Annotated in this window: 24 protein-coding genes; 5 read left to right on the forward strand and 19 right to left on the reverse strand. The window is 44.2% G+C overall.

Features of this window, described 5'->3' with window-relative positions; all coding sequences use genetic code 11:
• Positions 1-5 precede the first annotated feature (5 nt).
• Positions 6-365: a response regulator gene (locus M0P91_RS07825; protein WP_295066211.1), complete on the reverse strand. Its 360-nt coding sequence runs from the start codon at positions 363-365 to the stop codon at positions 6-8.
• 184 nt (positions 366-549) lie between these two features.
• On the opposite strand from M0P91_RS07825, the gene M0P91_RS07830 reads away from it, so the two are divergent.
• Together M0P91_RS07830 and sppA are read left to right on the forward strand one after the other, a co-directional pair.
• Positions 550-1,764, forward strand: a complete 1,215-nt coding sequence (locus M0P91_RS07830; RefSeq protein WP_295066212.1) for an aminofutalosine deaminase family hydrolase — start codon at positions 550-552, stop codon at positions 1,762-1,764.
• A gap of 2 nt (positions 1,765-1,766) precedes the next feature.
• Entirely contained in the window at positions 1,767-2,639 is an 873-nt protein-coding gene (gene sppA, locus M0P91_RS07835) for a signal peptide peptidase SppA (RefSeq protein ID WP_295066213.1), read from the forward strand.
• 3 nt (positions 2,640-2,642) lie between these two features.
• Here sppA and M0P91_RS07840 read toward each other — a convergent pair whose 3' ends face one another.
• The 7 genes from M0P91_RS07840 to M0P91_RS07870 form a co-directional block, all read right to left on the reverse strand.
• Positions 2,643-2,867, reverse strand: a complete 225-nt coding sequence (locus M0P91_RS07840) for a DUF2442 domain-containing protein (RefSeq protein ID WP_295066214.1) — start codon at positions 2,865-2,867, stop codon at positions 2,643-2,645.
• A gap of 32 nt (positions 2,868-2,899) precedes the next feature.
• A complete protein-coding gene (locus M0P91_RS07845; RefSeq protein ID WP_295066215.1) occupies positions 2,900-3,307 on the reverse strand; it encodes a type II toxin-antitoxin system VapC family toxin in 408 nt (135 codons plus the stop codon).
• Entirely contained in the window at positions 3,300-3,593 is a 294-nt protein-coding gene (locus M0P91_RS07850) for a hypothetical protein (protein WP_295066216.1), read from the reverse strand. The genes M0P91_RS07845 and M0P91_RS07850 overlap by 8 nt, the downstream gene beginning before the upstream one ends.
• Before the next feature lie 148 nt (positions 3,594-3,741).
• Positions 3,742-4,134 (reverse strand): type II toxin-antitoxin system HicB family antitoxin, encoded by a 393-nt coding sequence (locus tag M0P91_RS07855; protein ID WP_295066217.1) that lies wholly within the window; start codon positions 4,132-4,134, stop codon positions 3,742-3,744.
• Positions 4,135-4,323 (reverse strand): type II toxin-antitoxin system HicA family toxin, encoded by a 189-nt coding sequence (locus tag M0P91_RS07860; RefSeq protein ID WP_295066218.1) that lies wholly within the window; start codon positions 4,321-4,323, stop codon positions 4,135-4,137.
• Positions 4,324-4,630: 307 nt separating this feature from the next.
• Entirely contained in the window at positions 4,631-4,984 is a 354-nt protein-coding gene (locus tag M0P91_RS07865) for a DUF86 domain-containing protein (protein ID WP_295066219.1), read from the reverse strand.
• On the reverse strand, positions 4,977-5,270 hold the full coding sequence (locus M0P91_RS07870) for a nucleotidyltransferase domain-containing protein (RefSeq protein WP_295066220.1): 294 nt from the start codon (positions 5,268-5,270) through the stop codon (positions 4,977-4,979). The genes M0P91_RS07865 and M0P91_RS07870 overlap by 8 nt, the downstream gene beginning before the upstream one ends.
• A 232-nt stretch (positions 5,271-5,502) precedes the next feature.
• On the opposite strand from M0P91_RS07870, the gene M0P91_RS07875 reads away from it, so the two are divergent.
• The 3 genes from M0P91_RS07875 (at position 5,503) to M0P91_RS07885 (ending at position 6,898) form a co-directional block, all read left to right on the forward strand.
• Positions 5,503-5,901, forward strand: coding sequence for a hypothetical protein (locus M0P91_RS07875; RefSeq protein ID WP_295066221.1), 399 nt, complete (start codon positions 5,503-5,505; stop codon positions 5,899-5,901).
• 22 nt (positions 5,902-5,923) lie between these two features.
• Positions 5,924-6,379 (forward strand): hypothetical protein, encoded by a 456-nt coding sequence (locus M0P91_RS07880; protein ID WP_295066222.1) that lies wholly within the window; start codon positions 5,924-5,926, stop codon positions 6,377-6,379.
• Between the two features lie 105 nt (positions 6,380-6,484).
• Entirely contained in the window at positions 6,485-6,898 is a 414-nt protein-coding gene (locus M0P91_RS07885) for a hypothetical protein (RefSeq protein WP_295066223.1), read from the forward strand.
• A gap of 59 nt (positions 6,899-6,957) precedes the next feature.
• On the opposite strand, the gene xseA is transcribed toward M0P91_RS07885, so the two are convergent.
• From xseA to lpxC, 11 genes are read right to left on the reverse strand one after another with little or no spacing between them, the layout of a single operon-like run.
• Positions 6,958-8,238, reverse strand: coding sequence for an exodeoxyribonuclease VII large subunit (gene xseA / locus M0P91_RS07890; protein ID WP_295066224.1), 1,281 nt, complete (start codon positions 8,236-8,238; stop codon positions 6,958-6,960).
• Positions 8,239-8,249: 11 nt separating this feature from the next.
• On the reverse strand, positions 8,250-10,217 hold the full coding sequence (locus tag M0P91_RS07895; RefSeq protein WP_295066225.1) for an RNA-binding domain-containing protein: 1,968 nt from the start codon (positions 10,215-10,217) through the stop codon (positions 8,250-8,252).
• A 47-nt stretch (positions 10,218-10,264) separates the two neighbouring features.
• Positions 10,265-10,975 carry a bifunctional demethylmenaquinone methyltransferase/2-methoxy-6-polyprenyl-1,4-benzoquinol methylase UbiE gene (ubiE, locus tag M0P91_RS07900; protein WP_295066226.1) on the reverse strand — a complete coding sequence of 237 codons (711 nt, stop codon included), beginning with the start codon at positions 10,973-10,975 and terminating at the stop codon, positions 10,265-10,267.
• Positions 10,976-10,983: 8 nt separating this feature from the next.
• Complete coding sequence (ribD, locus tag M0P91_RS07905; RefSeq protein ID WP_295066227.1) at positions 10,984-11,985, reverse strand: bifunctional diaminohydroxyphosphoribosylaminopyrimidine deaminase/5-amino-6-(5-phosphoribosylamino)uracil reductase RibD; 1,002 nt, start codon at positions 11,983-11,985, stop codon at positions 10,984-10,986.
• Positions 11,985-12,416: a ribosome maturation factor RimP gene (locus M0P91_RS07910; RefSeq protein ID WP_295066228.1), complete on the reverse strand. Its 432-nt coding sequence runs from the start codon at positions 12,414-12,416 to the stop codon at positions 11,985-11,987. Before M0P91_RS07910 ends, ribD begins: the two co-directional genes overlap by 1 nt.
• Positions 12,406-12,771, reverse strand: a complete 366-nt coding sequence (gene rbfA / locus M0P91_RS07915; protein ID WP_295066229.1) for a 30S ribosome-binding factor RbfA — start codon at positions 12,769-12,771, stop codon at positions 12,406-12,408. Before rbfA ends, M0P91_RS07910 begins: the two co-directional genes overlap by 11 nt.
• Entirely contained in the window at positions 12,768-15,308 is a 2,541-nt protein-coding gene (infB, locus tag M0P91_RS07920; protein ID WP_295066230.1) for a translation initiation factor IF-2, read from the reverse strand. The genes rbfA and infB overlap by 4 nt, the downstream gene beginning before the upstream one ends.
• Positions 15,298-15,552, reverse strand: a complete 255-nt coding sequence (locus tag M0P91_RS07925) for a DUF448 domain-containing protein (RefSeq protein WP_366934069.1) — start codon at positions 15,550-15,552, stop codon at positions 15,298-15,300. Before M0P91_RS07925 ends, infB begins: the two co-directional genes overlap by 11 nt.
• A 21-nt stretch (positions 15,553-15,573) precedes the next feature.
• Complete coding sequence (gene thrB / locus M0P91_RS07930) at positions 15,574-16,455, reverse strand: homoserine kinase (protein ID WP_295066232.1); 882 nt, start codon at positions 16,453-16,455, stop codon at positions 15,574-15,576.
• Positions 16,456-16,464: 9 nt separating this feature from the next.
• Positions 16,465-16,917, reverse strand: a complete 453-nt coding sequence (locus tag M0P91_RS07935; RefSeq protein WP_295066233.1) for a hypothetical protein — start codon at positions 16,915-16,917, stop codon at positions 16,465-16,467.
• A complete protein-coding gene (gene lpxC, locus M0P91_RS07940) occupies positions 16,910-17,791 on the reverse strand; it encodes a UDP-3-O-acyl-N-acetylglucosamine deacetylase (protein WP_295066306.1) in 882 nt (293 codons plus the stop codon). Before lpxC ends, M0P91_RS07935 begins: the two co-directional genes overlap by 8 nt.
• Positions 17,792-17,796: the final 5 nt, after the last annotated feature.

Consider the following 17,796-nt stretch of genomic DNA (forward strand, 5'->3'; position numbering starts at 1 on the left):
CGTTTTTAAAAAACCAGCTGCTGAAGTACACCCAGCATTTTATCGGCATTGATCGGTTTGGGAACCATTAATTTCGCCCCCAATGCCAATACCCTCTCCTGCGCCTGTGTCTGGATATCGGCAGAGACCACAACCACCTGCGCTTTGGGATTAATGTGCATCATCCGCTCCAACGCTTCAAAACCATCCATGACCGGCATCGTCAAATCCAGAAAAACAACGCGCGGGCTCTCAGCTTGAAAAACCTCTACCGCAACCGCCCCGTTCTCCGCTTCCAATATTTCCGCAGAAGGCTCATACTCTTTCAATGTCTTAATCAGTGTCAAACGGGCCAATTTGGAATCATCGACTACCAATACCTTCATGAAATACCTCTATTACTCTAATTTTACAATATCTTTAAAATTAACTTAAATATCATTCAAAGTCAATAATTATAACCAAAATTTTTACAAAATAGCTCAATTCGTCCTTATTCCATCCCATTTTTGAGCGGTTTCGCCCTAAAAAGCTTGCTATACTTACACGAAAAATTGCCAAAGGTTTATTGTGAAGATCCTTTTACCCGACGCCCTGTTGACCGGGACCTCTCTTTTACGTCACCACGGTATCGTCTTTGACAAAACCATCCTCGAAGTAGCTCCGAATGAGGTGCTGCGCGAGCGTTATGGGTCAAAGTGCCAAGAACTGGGTGAGGGATCGGTAATTATGCCGGGGCTCATCAATCCGCATGTCCATCTGGAGTTCAGTGCCAACCGCTCTACTTTGACCTACGGAGGATTTATGCCGTGGCTCAACAGTGTCATCGCCAGCCGTGATGAACTGATCAACGAATGTGATGATACGTGTATTCAAAAAGAGATTGAAGAGATGCTTTCGCACGGAATTACTGCTTTCGGTGCAGTGAGTTCTTACGGATATGATCTCAATGCCGCAGCCGCTTGTCCCCAGAAGGTGGTCTTTTTCAACGAACTTATCGGTTCCGATCCTGCAATGGCGGATGCCCTGTATGCCAATTTTCAAGAGCGTCTTTTTGCCTCTCAAACAGTCAAAAGAGAGGGATTTCACCCTTCTATTGCCATCCATTCCCCCTACTCCGTCCATCGGGTATTGATTCAAAAAGCCCTTAAATATGCACAAGAACATGAACTGCGCGTCACCGCCCACTTTATGGAGAGTCTCTCAGAGCGGGAGTGGCTCGATGAAAACGGCGGCGATTTCAAACCATTTTTTGTCAATTTCTTGAAACAGCACCATGCTGCGAACACTCCAGCCGAATTTCTGAGTTATTTTAAAAATGTCCCTACCCTCTTTACCCATGTGATTCATGCCTCAAATGATGAATTAACGCAATTACAAGAGGGGAAGCATACCATCATCCACTGCCCGATTTCCAACCGTCTTCTCGGCAACGGCGCACTCGATTTGGAACGGTTGCAAGCCAATACTATCCGATGGGTAGTCGGAACCGACGGGCTTAGTTCCAACTACACTCTCGATCTCTTCGAAGAGATGAAAATTGCCCTCTTCATGCACCATTCACAAGAACTTATTGCGCTGGCTCAAAAACTTTGGCAAAGCGTTACGGCAGATGCGGCAGAAGCGTTGAAATTAAATTGTGGTAAAATCGTCCCTTCTTACGATGCTGATATCGTTATCGCGCAGGTCGATTATCCTATCAGCGATCAATTACCGCTGCATCTGCTGTTGCGGCCTCCACTGATCGAGTCAGTCTATATTTACGGTGAAAAAGTAAAAGGATAAATATGTTGGAATTGTTCAAAAAAATCGGCTCATGTCTGGCGAACGGAATCCGATTTATCCAAGCCCATTTTAAAGCCACCCTTTTGGTCCTTTTCGTTTTATGGATACTCATCCCCTCCGGCAGTGACGGGATATCTCCCCATAATCTTCAAAAAATCGTCCTCACCGGCCCGATTCTCGATGCGACGCCGATTATCGAACAACTCGACGAAACACGCGAAAACAAAGATGTCAAAGGGGTATTATTCAGCATCGACTCTCCCGGCGGTGCCGTCGCACCGTCAGTGGAGATCGCCTATGCCGTGAAACGGCTCCGTGAAGCCAAGCCTGTCGTCGTGTATGCGGCGGGGATTATGGCCAGCGGCGGATACTATTCGGCCATCTGGGGAAATGAGATCGTCGCCAATCCCGGCAGCATGATCGGCTCCATCGGCGTTATCATGGAAGGAGCCGACATCTCCGAACTGATGAAAAAAGTGGGGGTAAAAACCCAGGTTGTCCATGCGGGAACCTATAAACAGGTGGGGACGTTTGATCGCCCGTGGAGCAGTGTTGAACGGGCAGAACTCGATAAAGTGATCGGCGGAACCTACGATCTCTTCGTCGGAGACGTCGCCCGTGCGCGCAAACTCGACCTGAACCGAAGCGCCGATTTCGCCGATGCCCATATCTTCACCGCCGCTCAGGCCAAAAAGGTCAAGCTGATCGATTCCATCGGTGTCGAATTTGACGCCAAAAACCGTGTCGCCGCACTCTCAAAAGTCAAAGATCCGGTATGGAACAAAGAGGATCCGATGGACCGCTTTTTCAAACGGTTTGCCGCAGAGGGAGCCAGTTTAGCTCATATGTATTTTCCGCCGGTTACATTGAAATAACGGTTATACACTCTTCACAAACGTATAGAGCGTTTTTGGCTCTATATCTACCGAGCCGTTTTTAAATTCCAAACATCCCCACTCTTCATCAACATGAGCGGTATTTGTCTCATCTTTGGATATATATTGCGAAATTAACGGTTCAATATTCGCCTCTTTTTTTTCTCCGTTTTCAAAAATGAAAAGAAATTTATACCCTGAAATATTTTGTGCTTCTTTGAGTTTCATAGTATTACTCCAAGGGTGAAATCGAGTGGAAATTAGCCTAAAAACTGCTCACTACTCACGATATTTAAACCGCAACCATAAAACCCACTGTCGTTGGTGATGATCGTTTCACACCCGTTATGCTTCGCACAAAGGCATTGCAAGGTATCTTCCAAATCCACCCCCTCTGTCAATGCGATATCCACCCCTTCGTGGAGTGTCTCTTTGCCAAAACTCAAAATCTCCCAATCCACCAAAATGACATTTTTGAAAAATTCCAGAGTCTGCGCTTTGCTTTTTGAGATATAAAATAGCGTCGTGAGGATATCTTCACTGATGCAAACACCGCAATCATCCTCGATCAGTTTTTCCATCATACGTATAGCTGGGGAGTGGTTGACTCTGTTGGCATCGATGAGATCAGCGACAATATTGGTATCGAGAAATATCTTTTTACCCATTGAGTTTTTCCAAAGAGACCGATTCTTTTAGCTCTTTGGAAGAGAGATGATTGTATTTTTCATCGATACTCCCTTTTCCGGCATACGCTTTTAGTCTCGATAATTTATCCTCTTTCTCTTTTTTAGACTTTTGTTCCAAATACTCTTTGAACTCTTTGGCATAGGACGGAGAGAGAAAAAGCCCCTTATACTCGTGTGTTTTTTTATCTTCGATATCTACATAATCATAATTTTGCAACATATCGATATTTCTTACTAAATCTCTAATACCTACTATTGTTGTCATATAAACTCCTTATCGTCTTTTAGTACTATATGCCACTATGCTGATAATATCGTTTTTAGTATAAAGATATTCTTAGGATGTAGGATGATTCGTTCTTCTCGCTCCTACTCTTCTGAATTGAAGTGTTTGACATCTACATTATAACGCTTTACGCCCCGATACTCAGACGCGCGATATATCCGCTGCGCGTCTCTCCCGCCTCTTTAGCTTTTGCATCGAGTCTCGCTAACACACGGCGAGGTAGTGTAATATTGACCCTCTCGGCTTTATCATCCAATATAGCAGGATCAATCTCGACAATCGCCCAAATGACCCCTGCATACTCTGCTAATGAGCTGTATCGGCTGACAGGCGACGGAGCGGGTATCGTTTCATTATCATCGAACAGTCCGTCGATATGCAAAGTGATCGCCTCTTTGGCATTATCAATCGCTTCATCGAGAGTGTCACCTGCCGAAAAGCACCCCACAAGATCAGGGACGATCACCCCGAATGCTGTTATCTCATTACCGATTTCGATGGCGATAGGGTAGCGAATCATTTATTCCTCCTTAAGTCCGGCTTGTTTCATAATCGCCCGTACCAGTCCGATCCCCAAATCTTTTTTAGGATGGGGGACGGTGACTCGACCAGTTTTGGTCGGATGTTTGAACTGATGGTGACTTCCGCGCACGGCAACCAATACCCAACCATCAGCCAACATCTTCTTGATTATTTCCGAACTTTTCATGAGACTATTATACTTACTATACACACTATTGTCAAATTTATCTGTAGACTCTGTCTATATTTTTGTAACGTTTTGTTACTAATATGCTATAATTTTATTGATACCAAAAGGAAGACGCGGTGAATCTCTCGGCCGTACCGCCTTTAATTAGGAACGGGTCTTAGAAGGGGATGAGAGTCCTTTGCCTTTTGGCAGTGTATGAAAATAGTGGATGATTTCTGTATTCATCGGTTCACGATTTTATTGCTGAATAAGTTTGAGTAAAATGTTCATGGTTCGACAGGCTCACCACGAACGGCTAGTCCAACTAATTTTTTGCATCCAAATACTTCTTCGCTATTTGTTCAACGATCTCTTCAAACATAGCAAAATCATCTGCCAGAGTATCCCATAAAACCTTGTCATCCAATCCAAAATAATGATGTGTTAGCACATCTCTCATTTTAGCAATTTCGCTCCATGGCACACTGCTAAATTCATCTTGTATCTCTTTGGGTATTTGTTTAACCGCTTCACCGATGTTTTCAAATGCTTTTGCCGTTGCATACACTTTTTCAGTATTCTCGGTAAACTCTTCAAACGTTATATTTGCCGTAAATTTTCGAATATTCTGACACTCAGCGAGAATATCTCTGAGATAAAACTTCCAATCCCTAGACATAAATCATGTCCTTGTAGATATAAGGTTTTAAATCACTTTTGATGGTTTCAGCTCTAACTAAATCGACTTTATGATTGAGATATTTTTCCAGATCAGCGAGATATTTGAGATATTTAAACATCGAAAAGGATTTCCCTTTTTCGATCTCATAGACAATATCAACGTCACTATCGCTCTTCTCTTCACCGCGTGAGAAACTGCCGAACAACCCGACGAGGATCAAGCCATCTTGTTGATAGCGGGGCTTTAGAGCTTTGAGGATTTCAAGAATTTCGTTTTTTGTCATCTCATTCAATTGTATTGATTTTATAGTGATATTGTACACTCAAAAAGGGAAAATCATACTTCTTCGTCATACCCCAAGGGTACAAGAACCTCTACGAGGTTCCCAACCTGATCGGGCGAAGTGCCCTTTAGGGTGAATCCAGAGCTTGGGAGCGAGAGATCATTTGAATTGTTTTATCAAAGTTATATTAAAACTTAAGTAGAATCAGAAAACTCAAAATTCGAGGTATATAATGAAAGTTATTATTTCAATTGCGATTGGCCTAGCAATTTGGTTTGCAATTGGTTCATTTACTTATGAAATAACTCGCAGCCGTGAATTAGCTTGGGTCGTTGGAATTTTATTTGGTGCTACTGCAATATATATAAGTTTTAAAAAACTTGTTAGTACTTCTTTTAAAGAAAGTATTGCAAATGGTGTTGCATATATCAAAACTGCGACTGAAGATATATCATCACTTATAGATGATAAAGATTCAAAGTTTTATGCTACAGCAGAACAAGAAATTAAAGATACTATTATAGATAATGGTTTATGGTCACAAGCATTAGTAAAAGCAAAAGGTGATGAAAATCTTAGAAAAGTAGAATATATGAAATTACGAGTCAAACAATTAAAAAAAGATATATAAATTATATATTATAAGGGCTTAAATGGATTTAGTAACAATCTCAACAGCACTAAGCAGTCTTAAAAGTGCTTATGACTTATCAAAAGTTATAAGTGAAAGCGCTGATTCTTTAGAGCAAGCAGAGATAAAATTAAAACTAGCGGAATTGATGGGTGCATTAGCTGACACAAAAAGTCAAATATCAGATATTAAATTAGAACTAATAACTAAAAATGAAAAAATTCAAGAATTAGAAAATCAAATTAGAATTCAAAATCAAGTAAAATTTGAACAACCATATTATTGGAAAATAACTAATGATAATAGAGATGGACCTTATTGTCAAAAGTGCTATGATGACATCAAAAAACTAATAAGGCTACAAGATGAAAAACATGGTAGTTGGAGATGTTTAGTTTGTTCTTCATATTTTAGAGATAAAAACTACAAAGAAGAAAGTTTTGATGATAGTGATAGCCCTTATAATTCATATGTGTAAGATTTTAAATGCTTAGCGAAAATAGTTTGAAAAAATGCAAGAAAAAACCGAAATGTATATTGAACAAACATCGGTTGAGTTTCTCATTTTTAGAGGATATATAAAGTGGAATTGATAACGCTTATTTTAGGGGGTTTGATTGGTTTTTTATCTGCTATTGGAAAAGATTTATTATTAGAAAAAAAGAAAAATCAGATAAAAATCAAAGACTTTAAACGCCAAAAGCTTGAAGAAATTTTTTTATTAATGGATCAAGTAACACGAGAAGCTATAAAACCATTAAAATATAAAGATTCACTTGATGGAGTGGGAGCAAAACTAGGGATGATAATAAGATTTTATTTTCCAGAGTTAAATACTAGTTATGATCAATTTATACAAGTATTTCTGAGCACGTCACAAAAAACAATGACTTATGACGACAAAATAAGCTTGTCCCAAGAAGAAATACTGGCTTATTATGAAGCACATAGAATTTTCTTAGATAAAGTAGTCCAAGAAGCTAAGCAATATATCTAACGCTTCCTTCCAAGTGAACTGAAATATGTAGAGATATTCCCGTGTCAAGCCCAAAGACCTTACAGAGGTTCTTGTACCCTTTGGGTATGACGAGTAATCTTCACAACCTCTGATGTCACCATAGTTGTATCATTCATCGCATCGAACTGCTCCCCGACACTGAGCGCATCTAAATCAATCACTTTTCCCTCACGGGCGATCTGTGCAAATCCGCTTTTGTTTTTATTTTTGGGATGGTTGGCAGTAAACCCTTGCTCTAGCTGAGTAATCATAAACTGCTTTTGTCGCAGGGTTGATTCGATGCTCTGCGTTAACCGCTCCATCAACGGAGTGATCTCCCGTCGGCTTTGTTCTAGCCGTTGTGTCATCTGTCGGTTCAAACGCTCTCGTAGCTCTTTGATCAGCTCGCGCTGCACCTCTAACCGATGTTCTACTCCGTGGCGGTTAAACGCCTCTTGCATCGAGAGGAGCTGTTCACGTTTGCGCTCCAGCCGCTGCTGTACCATCCCGTAAGCACTGTATCGAATCTCATCGATGCTTTGACGCAGTTCGTTGCGATCGGGTAATATCATCTGCATTGCGGCGCTCGGTGTCGGGGCGCGCATGTCCGCTACATAATCGCTGATCACCCAGTCGATCTCATGACCCACCGCCGACATAACGGGGGTGTTCATTGCGAACATGGCATTGGCAACGATCTCTTCGTTAAACGCCCATAAATCCTCGATGCTTCCGCCGCCCCGTCCGACAACGACCGCAGAGGCGTTTAAGGTATCGGCATATCTCAGAGCATCGGCTATCTGTCCCGCCGCACTTGGTCCTTGAACCAATACATCCAAAACGATGAGTTTGACCAGCGGCCATCGATGTGAGGCGACGCGCTGCATATCTTGCAGTGCGGCCCCCGTCGCGGAGGTGACTAAAATAATCGTTTGGGGAAATTTAGGGAATGTTTTTTTACGGGTCGGGTCGAAGTACCCTTTGGCTTCCAACTTTTGCTTGAGTTGCTCAAACGCTACCGCCAAAGCCCCCGCACCGTAAGGTTCGGCACTAAAGGCGTTGATCTGATACTCGCCGCGCGGTTTATAGAGGCTGAGTGCCCCGTGCAAGACGATATGAGCCCCCTCTTCGAGAGAGAATTTCAAACGGGCGGCATTGCCCTTGAACATCACACATTTAATCGCCGATTCATTGTCTTTTAGGGTGAAATAGATGTGCCCGCTGCCGTGTTTGGTGACGCGGGAGAGCTCCCCCTCGACGCTGACAAATTCGAAGGTTGTCTCTAAAAGGGTCTTAATCTGTTCGTTCAAAGAGGAGACACTTAACATTGTATTTGACATCTTCTATCCCACTATTTTATATCGGTTGCTTTGTATGCTTGTTTTTCATGAGTCGGTGTTGCAGGAAATGCCAATAGTAATTGACGATCCCGTACCATCTCAGTCAAATGTTGCTTACGTAAGGCGTCAGGACTTCTATTGAGAAAATGCGCCAAAACGGATAACGGTATATATTGACCTGAACAAATATCGAGAATGATTCTTCTCATAACTTGTTTCGGCAAACGTCCATCTGTAGTTTCTTCTGCCATAGATAATATAAATTTTAAATACTCAGGGTCTATGTATCTCACATCATCAATCACGGGTGCATCCAGATGATCACTTACCAACCGACCTTGTTCATCTCGAACTGCATCCGATATTCCTAAGCTACCTTCGGATATTCCTAAGCTACCTTCGGATATTCCTAAGCTACCTTCGGATATTCCTAACCTCTGAGGTAAATTATGAGTAAATACATCATCAGGTGTTGGCAATTGTACGCCAGGTAATACATAAACAGTACCTCGTGACTTCCCGGAAGATTCTAAAAATCCATTTTTCACTAATTTCTGCAATGCCATAGATATATCATGAGCATGATCAGAGACAAGCTCAAGCAACCGATTGTGAGTAACCACATTTTCTAAAGCAGCAGTTATCATAGCAGTACGTTCTAATTGATTTAAACTATCAAAATTTTTACCAAACATACGTCGTAAAACTTCTATTACTTCGGTTGGATATAAATCGATCATACGAAGCTCAAGTAATGTTTGTTCAGGTTCATCTTTTTCATATAAAAATGGTGGACGCCATTCTTGACTTTTCCATCCGACAAAGATTTTTGGAACTCCGGAACCTGCGCGTTCTCCAAGCCCGATCATAAGAAACATTTGATGCATTAATCGATTTCTACAATCACTCTCCCCACCTTGCATCACTTGTTCAATCGGAAGACGTAAATTACCTGGATTTCTAAATCCAAACATATCAGGTCGTTTAACAACTAAAATAGAAATTCTTCCTGAATAATCTGCATGAACAATAGTATTTACTAACGCTTCTCGTAGTGCTTCGTGTACGGGAGTATCGTCACGTCGTTGATCTCCTTTGAGTTCAAAAGGAGTCTTCAAATCAGCAACAAGTTTACGATAGACTTTACGGTAAAAATCAAATAAGTTTCCCGACCATGTCCCATCTGGGACAATACGATCTACCCACCGTTTTTCCGTTTTTGCTTCAGGTCTTTCTTGATAATCGACAAAATAATGTGGCATAGCTTCTTGAATTGAAGGCCATTTACCAAACATCAACAATCCTGCTATAGTTAAACCTACTTCTTTTGTCTGGCGGTCTTGTCTCCAACCATTAAGTTGTCTCAAAAACTCAAGTCCATCATAATCAAGAAACGGATGTGTCGGATTACGATCTCTCAACATCTGACGATAAATGCGTAAGCTTTCCAAATCGATATCATCAAGATTATATCCATCTAAAATTTTACTATCCCGAATGTCTTCAACTTGTTCCGCCAACATCCGCTTAACAGTTTCATCATCACACTTTCTATCCCCTTCATGAAGACGTCGATAGGTATTTCCTCCAAAAGGATTAGCATTTAGAAATACAGGTTTTTGATGTCGAGTTGCACGAGGAATATCAATGATTATAATTTCTGCCTCACCGATAGGCAAACGTTGGATATCTTTGTCCACTATGAGATTATGACTTACTTTTTTGGGATTGTTAAGATTATCAAAAAGTTCTTTCACTACTTTTTCTGCATCCGGGACACCTTTTGGCTCAAATACCCCATGCTTTTCTTTGACTCCGAGTATAACAACTCCGCCATGTGTATTAGCGAAAGCGCTGTACGTTTCCCAAAAACTTTCAGGTAGTTTTCCACGTCCATCTTGCCCAATAGCAAGTTTACATTCTAGCTCTACAGATTCAGATAACCATTGTAAATCATCAAGCGAAGATATGGTAACCATTTTTTTCCTTTAACCTACCGCGTGATACAGTAGGCCTTACCACACGATTACTTTTTACGGGCGATCATCAACGTCGAAATGTCCATCGAGAAACTTTTGGAATAGAGCATCTCAAAACCAGCTTCTTCCAACTCTGTTCTCATTTTTCCAACCGTCAAGAATCCCTCAATCGAATCGGGGAGATAGCGGTACGCTTCGTAGTTGTTGGAGATCAATCCACCGATGCGGGGGAGGACATTGTTCATGTACCAATCGCGTATTTTTCCGAGTGTGGAAGGATTTTCATTTTTCATAAATTCCAAAATAACGACCAATCCCCCCGATTTGAGAACACGGTTAAATTCGCGCAATCCCGCTTGGCGTTCTACGACGTTGCGGATACCGTACGAGATACTGATAATGTCCGCAGAGGTGTCTGGCTTGGGAAGCTGTGTTGCGGGAGCAATGTGAAACGACATCTGAGGAAATTTATCCCGTCCCACACCGACCATCCCCTCTGAGGGGTCGATCCCGACAATCTCACGGACAGCGATTCTCGCTTTATCGGCACGCCGTTTCCAATACCCCATCATATCGCCGGTGCCGCACGCCACATCGACAATAGAGTCTATGGACGGACTCAAACAATACCCAAACGCCAAATCGCATGCCTTTCGACGCCAAAAGGTATCGACACCCATACTGAGCACCCGATTGGCACGATCATACGTCGGGGCGATATCGTTGAACATCGAGACGATTTTTTCTTGTTTGGTCATAAAAATTCCTATCTTTTCTTCATCCAAAGGATAATATTATCGGTGATTTTAGCGTGCAGTACCTCAAAATCCTCTTGTACGGTGCCAAGAGTTTGTGTTCCGCCTCCGATTTTAGGAGCAATGTAACTAAGACACCAATCGATGTAGCTAGAGGCACTTTCCATCATCGCTGATCCCCCCTCAATCATAACAAGAGCATATTGTTCGATTCTATCCAATGAAGATTCAATAAATACTTGACGATCCGGGATATGAAAAAGTGGAATCGAACGATCAAACTCTGCATTGCGCGAATAGATCAATACATCGGGAGCGTTCCCCCCGATCAATCTCGCATCGAGTGTCGGTCGATCGATGCGCACCGTATTGCCCCCGATCACAATTAGATCGCATCGGTCACGAAGCGCATGAACATGTTCTCGTGAAGTAACAGAGCTGATCGACCCCTTATCAATCGATCCGTCTAAACGCTGTGCCCATTTAAAAAAGACAAAAGGGGTGTAGTGCCATTTCAAAAACGGCTCCAGCAGTTTTTCCCCTTCATCTTCCAAAATTCCAAATTCACACGCAACTCCGGCTCCCTTTACGATCTCGGCACCGCCTGATGCTATGGGGTTTGGATCTTTCATACTTATATAGAGTTTTTGTATCCCCAAATCACGAATCAGCAAGGCGCATGAGGGGGTTTTTCCGCTATGGGAACACGGTTCCAGTGTCACCGCCATCGATACCGTTTTAAAAATACCGTTGTGATGAGACCGTAGGTAATCGTGTATATAATGGGAATCATCGCTATCAATAATAGCCTTGTCGCCGGATAAGATTGTGTAGGCATCCCGCAGGGCATACACTTCCGCGTGGGGACCGCCCGCTTTTTTATGGGCCGCTACGGAGAGTATCTCACCGTGTTCACCGATACAGACGGCACCGACGGCAGGATTGGGAAAAGTAAGAAGCTGATACTCCCACGCCGCATTAAGGGCAAGGGTCATGGCGTGTGAGGGGTTCATCACCACTCGAAGTAGGTCTTAGCCTTGCTGATCGAGCGGAAAGGGAGAGTGTGTTCCTCCCCCTCTTTGGTTCGGATCGTGATCTCATCGTTTTGGGCACCAATGAGTTCCCCGTCGTATTTGGATTTGTCAATCGTAGAAAGTAGAACCTTTTCGCCGATCGATTGAACAAAATGGGAGAATGTTTTCAGCTTGCGCTCAATCCCGGGAGAACTCACTTCAAGGCGATAATCCCCTCCGACCGGAGGGGTAACGTCCAGAAGCGGTGAGATCAGATGGGTCGCTTCGACACATCGGTCCAGACTCACCCCTCCCGGAGCGGTCACGCTTACACGGAAAATCGTTTGGTCATTTTCATTTAAAATCGCCGTATCGTAGAGGGAGAGTCCTATCGACTCGACCATTTTTTTAATGTCGCTCTCAAGACTCATCTTTTTTCTCCTTGGCAATTTTGGCGAATAACGCCTCTATATTTTGACTCCGTTTCAACGTATCGTCAAAAACAAAGGTCAAGCGGGGCGAACGGAACCACCCCTGATCCCGCATGCAGTGCTCTTCGATAATCGGACGTGCTTTTTCAAGCTGCTTGATAAAAGCGGCCTGCTCTTGCGGCGTGTAATCGTGCGGGTCTAGATAGACTTTCGCATCGCTGCGTCCGCGTGAGCAGCTGACATCAATAACATCTACTTCGCGTACCCGCGCATCGGCCAGCTGCGAAATCGCTTCAGGGATGATCTCTTTGAGGATCGATTCCGTACGTTTGATTTTTATTTGTGCCGGTGTCACAGGGTTACTTTAGTCTCGATTTTTTTGAACGTTTCGATAACGTCACCCACTTTGACATCGGTGTAGCCGTTCAGGACAACACCGCAATCGAACCCTTTGGTTACCTCTTTGACATCGTCTTTGAAACGGCGAAGGGAGGTAAGGTCACCCTCATGGATAACGACACCCTCACGGATAACACGAACCATACCGCCGCGCACGAGTTTACCGTCCACAACCACACATCCGGCAATGGTTCCGGTACCGCGAGGCATTGGGAAGGTATCACGAACTTCCGCTTGCCCGGTATTTTCTTCACGGAATTGCGGTGCCATCATACCGCCGAGCAATAATTTAACATCATCGATCAACTGATAAATGATAGAGTAGGTTTTAATCTCTACCCCCATCTGTTTTGCCATAGCATTTACATTACCCGTAGGACGGACGTTGAACCCTAATAAGGCACAGTTTTCACTGTTGTTAACCAATGCAATGTCATTTTCGGTAATACCGCCGACACCGCTGGAGATCACTTCAACTTTAACCTCTTCGTTGCGCAATTCTGCAAGAGCTGATTTAATCGCTTCGAGAGAACCGTGAACGTCGGTTTTAAGTACCACTTTGAGTGCCTTAATACGACCCTCTGCGATCAACGAGGTCAGATCATCAAAGGATGCTTTAGTACTCAATGAAAGTTCACGGTGACGATCATACTCTGCCCGTTTTTGTGCTACTTCACGCGCTTCACGATCGCTCTCCATCGCCATCATCACTTCACCTGAGGGCGGTACGTCGCTCAAACCGACGACAACGGCTGTTTGACTCGGTCCGATCTCCTGAAGCTGTGCTTTACGATCATTGATCAACGCGCGAACGCGTCCGTATGCACCGCCGCACACGATGTTGTCACCGACACGGAGTGTTCCGTTTTGCACGATAACGGTAGCAACCGGTCCACGCCCTTTTTCCAGAGTAGACTCGACAACAACCGCTTTCGCCATAACATCAGGGTTTGCTTTGAGTTCCATCACTTCCGATTGAAGCAAGATTGCTTCCAAAAGCTCATCAATACCGGTCATTGCTTTAGCCGATACGCCGACGAATTCGACATCTCCGCCCCACTCTGTAGGGTTAAGTCCGAGTTCCGCCATTTGCGCTTTAACCATGTCCGGATTCGCACCCGGTTTATCCATTTTATTAACCGCAACGATTACCGGTACTTTTGCATCTTGTGCATGTTTTACCGATTCGCGGGTTTGAGGCTTAACACCGTCATCCGCCGCAACAACGATTACGATGATATCGGTAAGCTGTGCACCGCGTGAACGCATCGCACTAAACGCTTCGTGCCCCGGAGTATCGAGGAACGTAATCAGTTTCCCTTTTTGTTCTACCGAATACGCACCGATATGCTGGGTAATCCCCCCTGCCTCGCCGTGTGCTACTTTAGCGTTACGGATTGCATCCAAAAGGGATGTTTTACCATGGTCAACGTGCCCCATGATCGTGATAACCGGAGGACGTTCAACCGCACCTTCACTGTCTTCGTGCTCTTCATCATACGCGCTTTCAAGATTAAAGGCATCTTTTGGATCAATGGTCGTGACTTCAACACCGAACTCACTCGCCAAAATTTCGATTTCATCCTTGCCCAAAAAGTCATTTTTGGTAACCATCATTCCAAGGTCAAAAAGGACTTTAATAACGGCAGAAATAGTTTGTCCCACTTTTTCGGCAAATTCATAGACACGGATATCTTCTGCTATTTCGACGTGGGTAACCACTTCGTCTTCTTTTGCATCTTTGGTGTATTTTTTACGGGCTTCACGGGAAACTTTACGCGGTTTACCCCGGTTTGCCCCCTGCTTTTTACCCGCATTGCGTCCGATCGGTTTTTTCTCTTTCGGCTTTTGTTGCTCTTCTTCCGGGATAACGTTTTGACCCAAATCGTTAAGGTCCATCAAAACGACCTGATTGTCATCGTAATCCATAGAGATTTCGGACATCGATCCGCCGAAAATATCGAGTTTTACCCCTTGCTCTTTTTTCTGGACCGGGCTATTGCTCTGAGCTTTTTTGGCCCGTTTCGCTTCTAACTCCTGCTGCGCTTCGGCACTTAATTTCCCGTACTGGGAGACATTAAGATTTTCGTGTCGCACCGGTGCGACAAATTCCTCTTCGATCGGGCGCTTTTTCTTGACAATCTTAAGACCCGAACGTTTCGGAGCTTCCGGGACCGGGGCAACCTCTGCCGCTTCTTCTACGACAGCCCCTTTTTCTACCGCAACGCTAACTTCGGCAATTTCATTCGGTATTACGACGGCTGGAGCCGTTACTTCTTCTTTAACCGGAGCTTTTGTCGCAGGTTTAGGTGCGGAATTCTCGGCAGTTGCGCCGCTCATGATATAGTTCATGATTTTTTCGGCTTCTTCGATCGAAACGGTACTCGAAGCGGTCTTAACGTTCAACCCCATTGCTGCCGCTTTATCGACTACCTCTTTGGAATTGATACCAAGTTCCTTGGCAATTTCATGAACTCTAACTTTATCCATCATTAACGATGATCTCCTTTAACCGATTCATAAGCATCTGGGGCGCACTGCTCTTACATTGACGCGCCAACTGGCCGGGTGTCTTTTTGTGCCCTACGCATGCAGTGCACAAATAAAAACTTCGTCCTTGACCCGTGTAAAACTCGAGAGAGCCTTCGTGACACTGAAGCCGCACGAGAGCAGATTGCGCAAAACGTTCACGACACACTACGCACATACGTACAGGTTGATTTAAATTTGGCGCCATTATACCTAAATTTTCCTTTAATTACCGCTCTACTATTAGTCCGTCGTTATCAAAATTAAGAATCTTGACATCAAAATCTCCAAACGATTCTTTAAATTTATCGGCCATCATTTGCGCATCCTGATCGTAGACCATATTAAAAAACGTCGATCCGCTGCCGGAGAGGGTAGACATCAATGCGCCGTTATCATACGCGATCTTCTGTATTGCGAAGAGTTCCGGAAGCATTTTCATCCGTATCTTTTGATGAAATCGGTCCTGCGTCGAAAGGCGGAGCATCTCCCAGTCTTCATTGAAAAATGCCGATACCGTAACGGCTGTGTGGGAGAGGTTAAAAACCGCGTTCTCTTTACTGTACGACTTCGGAAGCGTCGTTCGCGACTTCGCCGTCGAAATCGGTTTGTTGGGGATCACGACAACCGCTTTGAGGTAATCGGGAAGATGCTTTTGCTGGGAGAAAACTTTTTGTTTCTCCACCATCGCGGCATTAAATCCCCCCATCACGGCCGGGGTGATGTTGTCGGGATGGGTCTCATACACCAGGGCGTGATTTAAAATACGGCGCTTGGAGACCTTGACCCCGGCCGCTTCATGCGCACAGCTGATGGCGCTGACGATTACGGCGGATGAGCTTCCCAATCCACGGGACATCGGAATTTGATTGTAAAACGTAAATTTAAAATTTTGCCGTTTTTGGGTCAAGCGGCGATAATGGTCGTTAAAAATACTGACGAAAAGGTTATTCCCCTTGAGACGGGGATTATTTTCCCCCTCCCCTTTGATGGAGACGGTAAAAAAACGAGACGGCACCAACTCGACTTGATTCCGTAAATCAACAGCAAGACCGAGAGAATCAAATCCCGGTCCCAAATTAGCACTGGTGGCAGGTACACTAATGAACAAAAACTATCCTTATCCTACCGCATCAATTCCGTAATACGGGGCATTATCGGTATCAAAATTTTTCGAGCTTATCGTCCGAGGAAGGGTAAATCCTTTGAGGAGCGGATTCTCCAACGGCACCATCGAAATTGTATTGCTATTTTTAACGAAATAGAGCTTTCCAACTGCTTTGATGGGGTGATTTTCGTTAAAAAAGAAAGCATCCGTCGCCAAAAGGGGGATTTTTTTAACGATGCTCACGGTCTGGAGAAAAAGATAGGTCACTTTGATCCCCATAAAGCTACCGGGCCCTTTGGCATATACCAGACGTTCAACGTGATATTTTTTCAAAAGGGTGTCAAAAATCTCAGGGAGAGCATCCGAACTCATCGCCTCCGTTGAAATCTCTTCGATCAATTCGCCGTTCTCGTATACCCCTACGAGAACCGGTGAGGAGAGGGCGATCACGACCGCTTCATGCATACGCTTTTGCCAGCTCTTTGGATTCGGCACTGACCAATTCAACAATTTCATAATTGGCCGGATCTTTGAGAAGTTCCAACGTCAATTTGTGGTTCAGATCGTGACTCCCCGCAAATGCTTCGTAATTGCCGATAAAATTCATCCCGATCAGCGACATATCACCAATCGCGTCGAGAATTTTATGCCGTACGAATTCATCCCCGAATCGTAACCCTTCCGGATTCAGAACCTTTTTGTCATCCAAAACGACGGCATTTTCCAGACTCCCCCCCAGGGCAAGCCCTTTGGAGCGGAGATACTGCACTTCATGGACGAATCCGAACGTCCGGGCGCGTGCGATTTCGTTTTTGTAATTCTCTTTGGTAAATTTCAAAATGTAACTTTGCTTATCGATGACCGGATGTTGGAATTTAATCGTGAAATCGTAACTTAGGTCATTGGAGGGGGAGAGTTTGACGTATTTATCCCCCTCCTTTACCTCAACCTCTTTTTTAATCCGCATAATTTTTTTCGGAGCATCCTGAGCCACGATCCCCGCTTCATCCAGCAGCATGCAAAAGCTCATCGAAGAACCGTCCATTACCGGTATCTCGTCCGCATCCACAATCACACGGAGGTTGTCAATACCGTACGCATAAATCGCCGAGAGCATATGCTCAATCGTCGAGATAAAAACCCCCTCTTTTCCGATGACGGTCGCCATTTTGGTATCAATAACGTTTGAGGGGGCGAGAGGGATCGAAACGCCGGCATCACTTCGGAAAAAAACAATGCCGCTATTACTCCCCAGCGGTTCCAAACGCAAACGGACGGGAACCCCTTTATGCAGCCCGATTCCGACAAGTTCGACACTTTTGCCGATGGTTGTTTGCATCGTCA

It is taken from the genome of Sulfuricurvum sp., from assembly GCF_023229695.1.
GTDB lineage: Bacteria > Campylobacterota > Campylobacteria > Campylobacterales > Sulfurimonadaceae > Sulfuricurvum.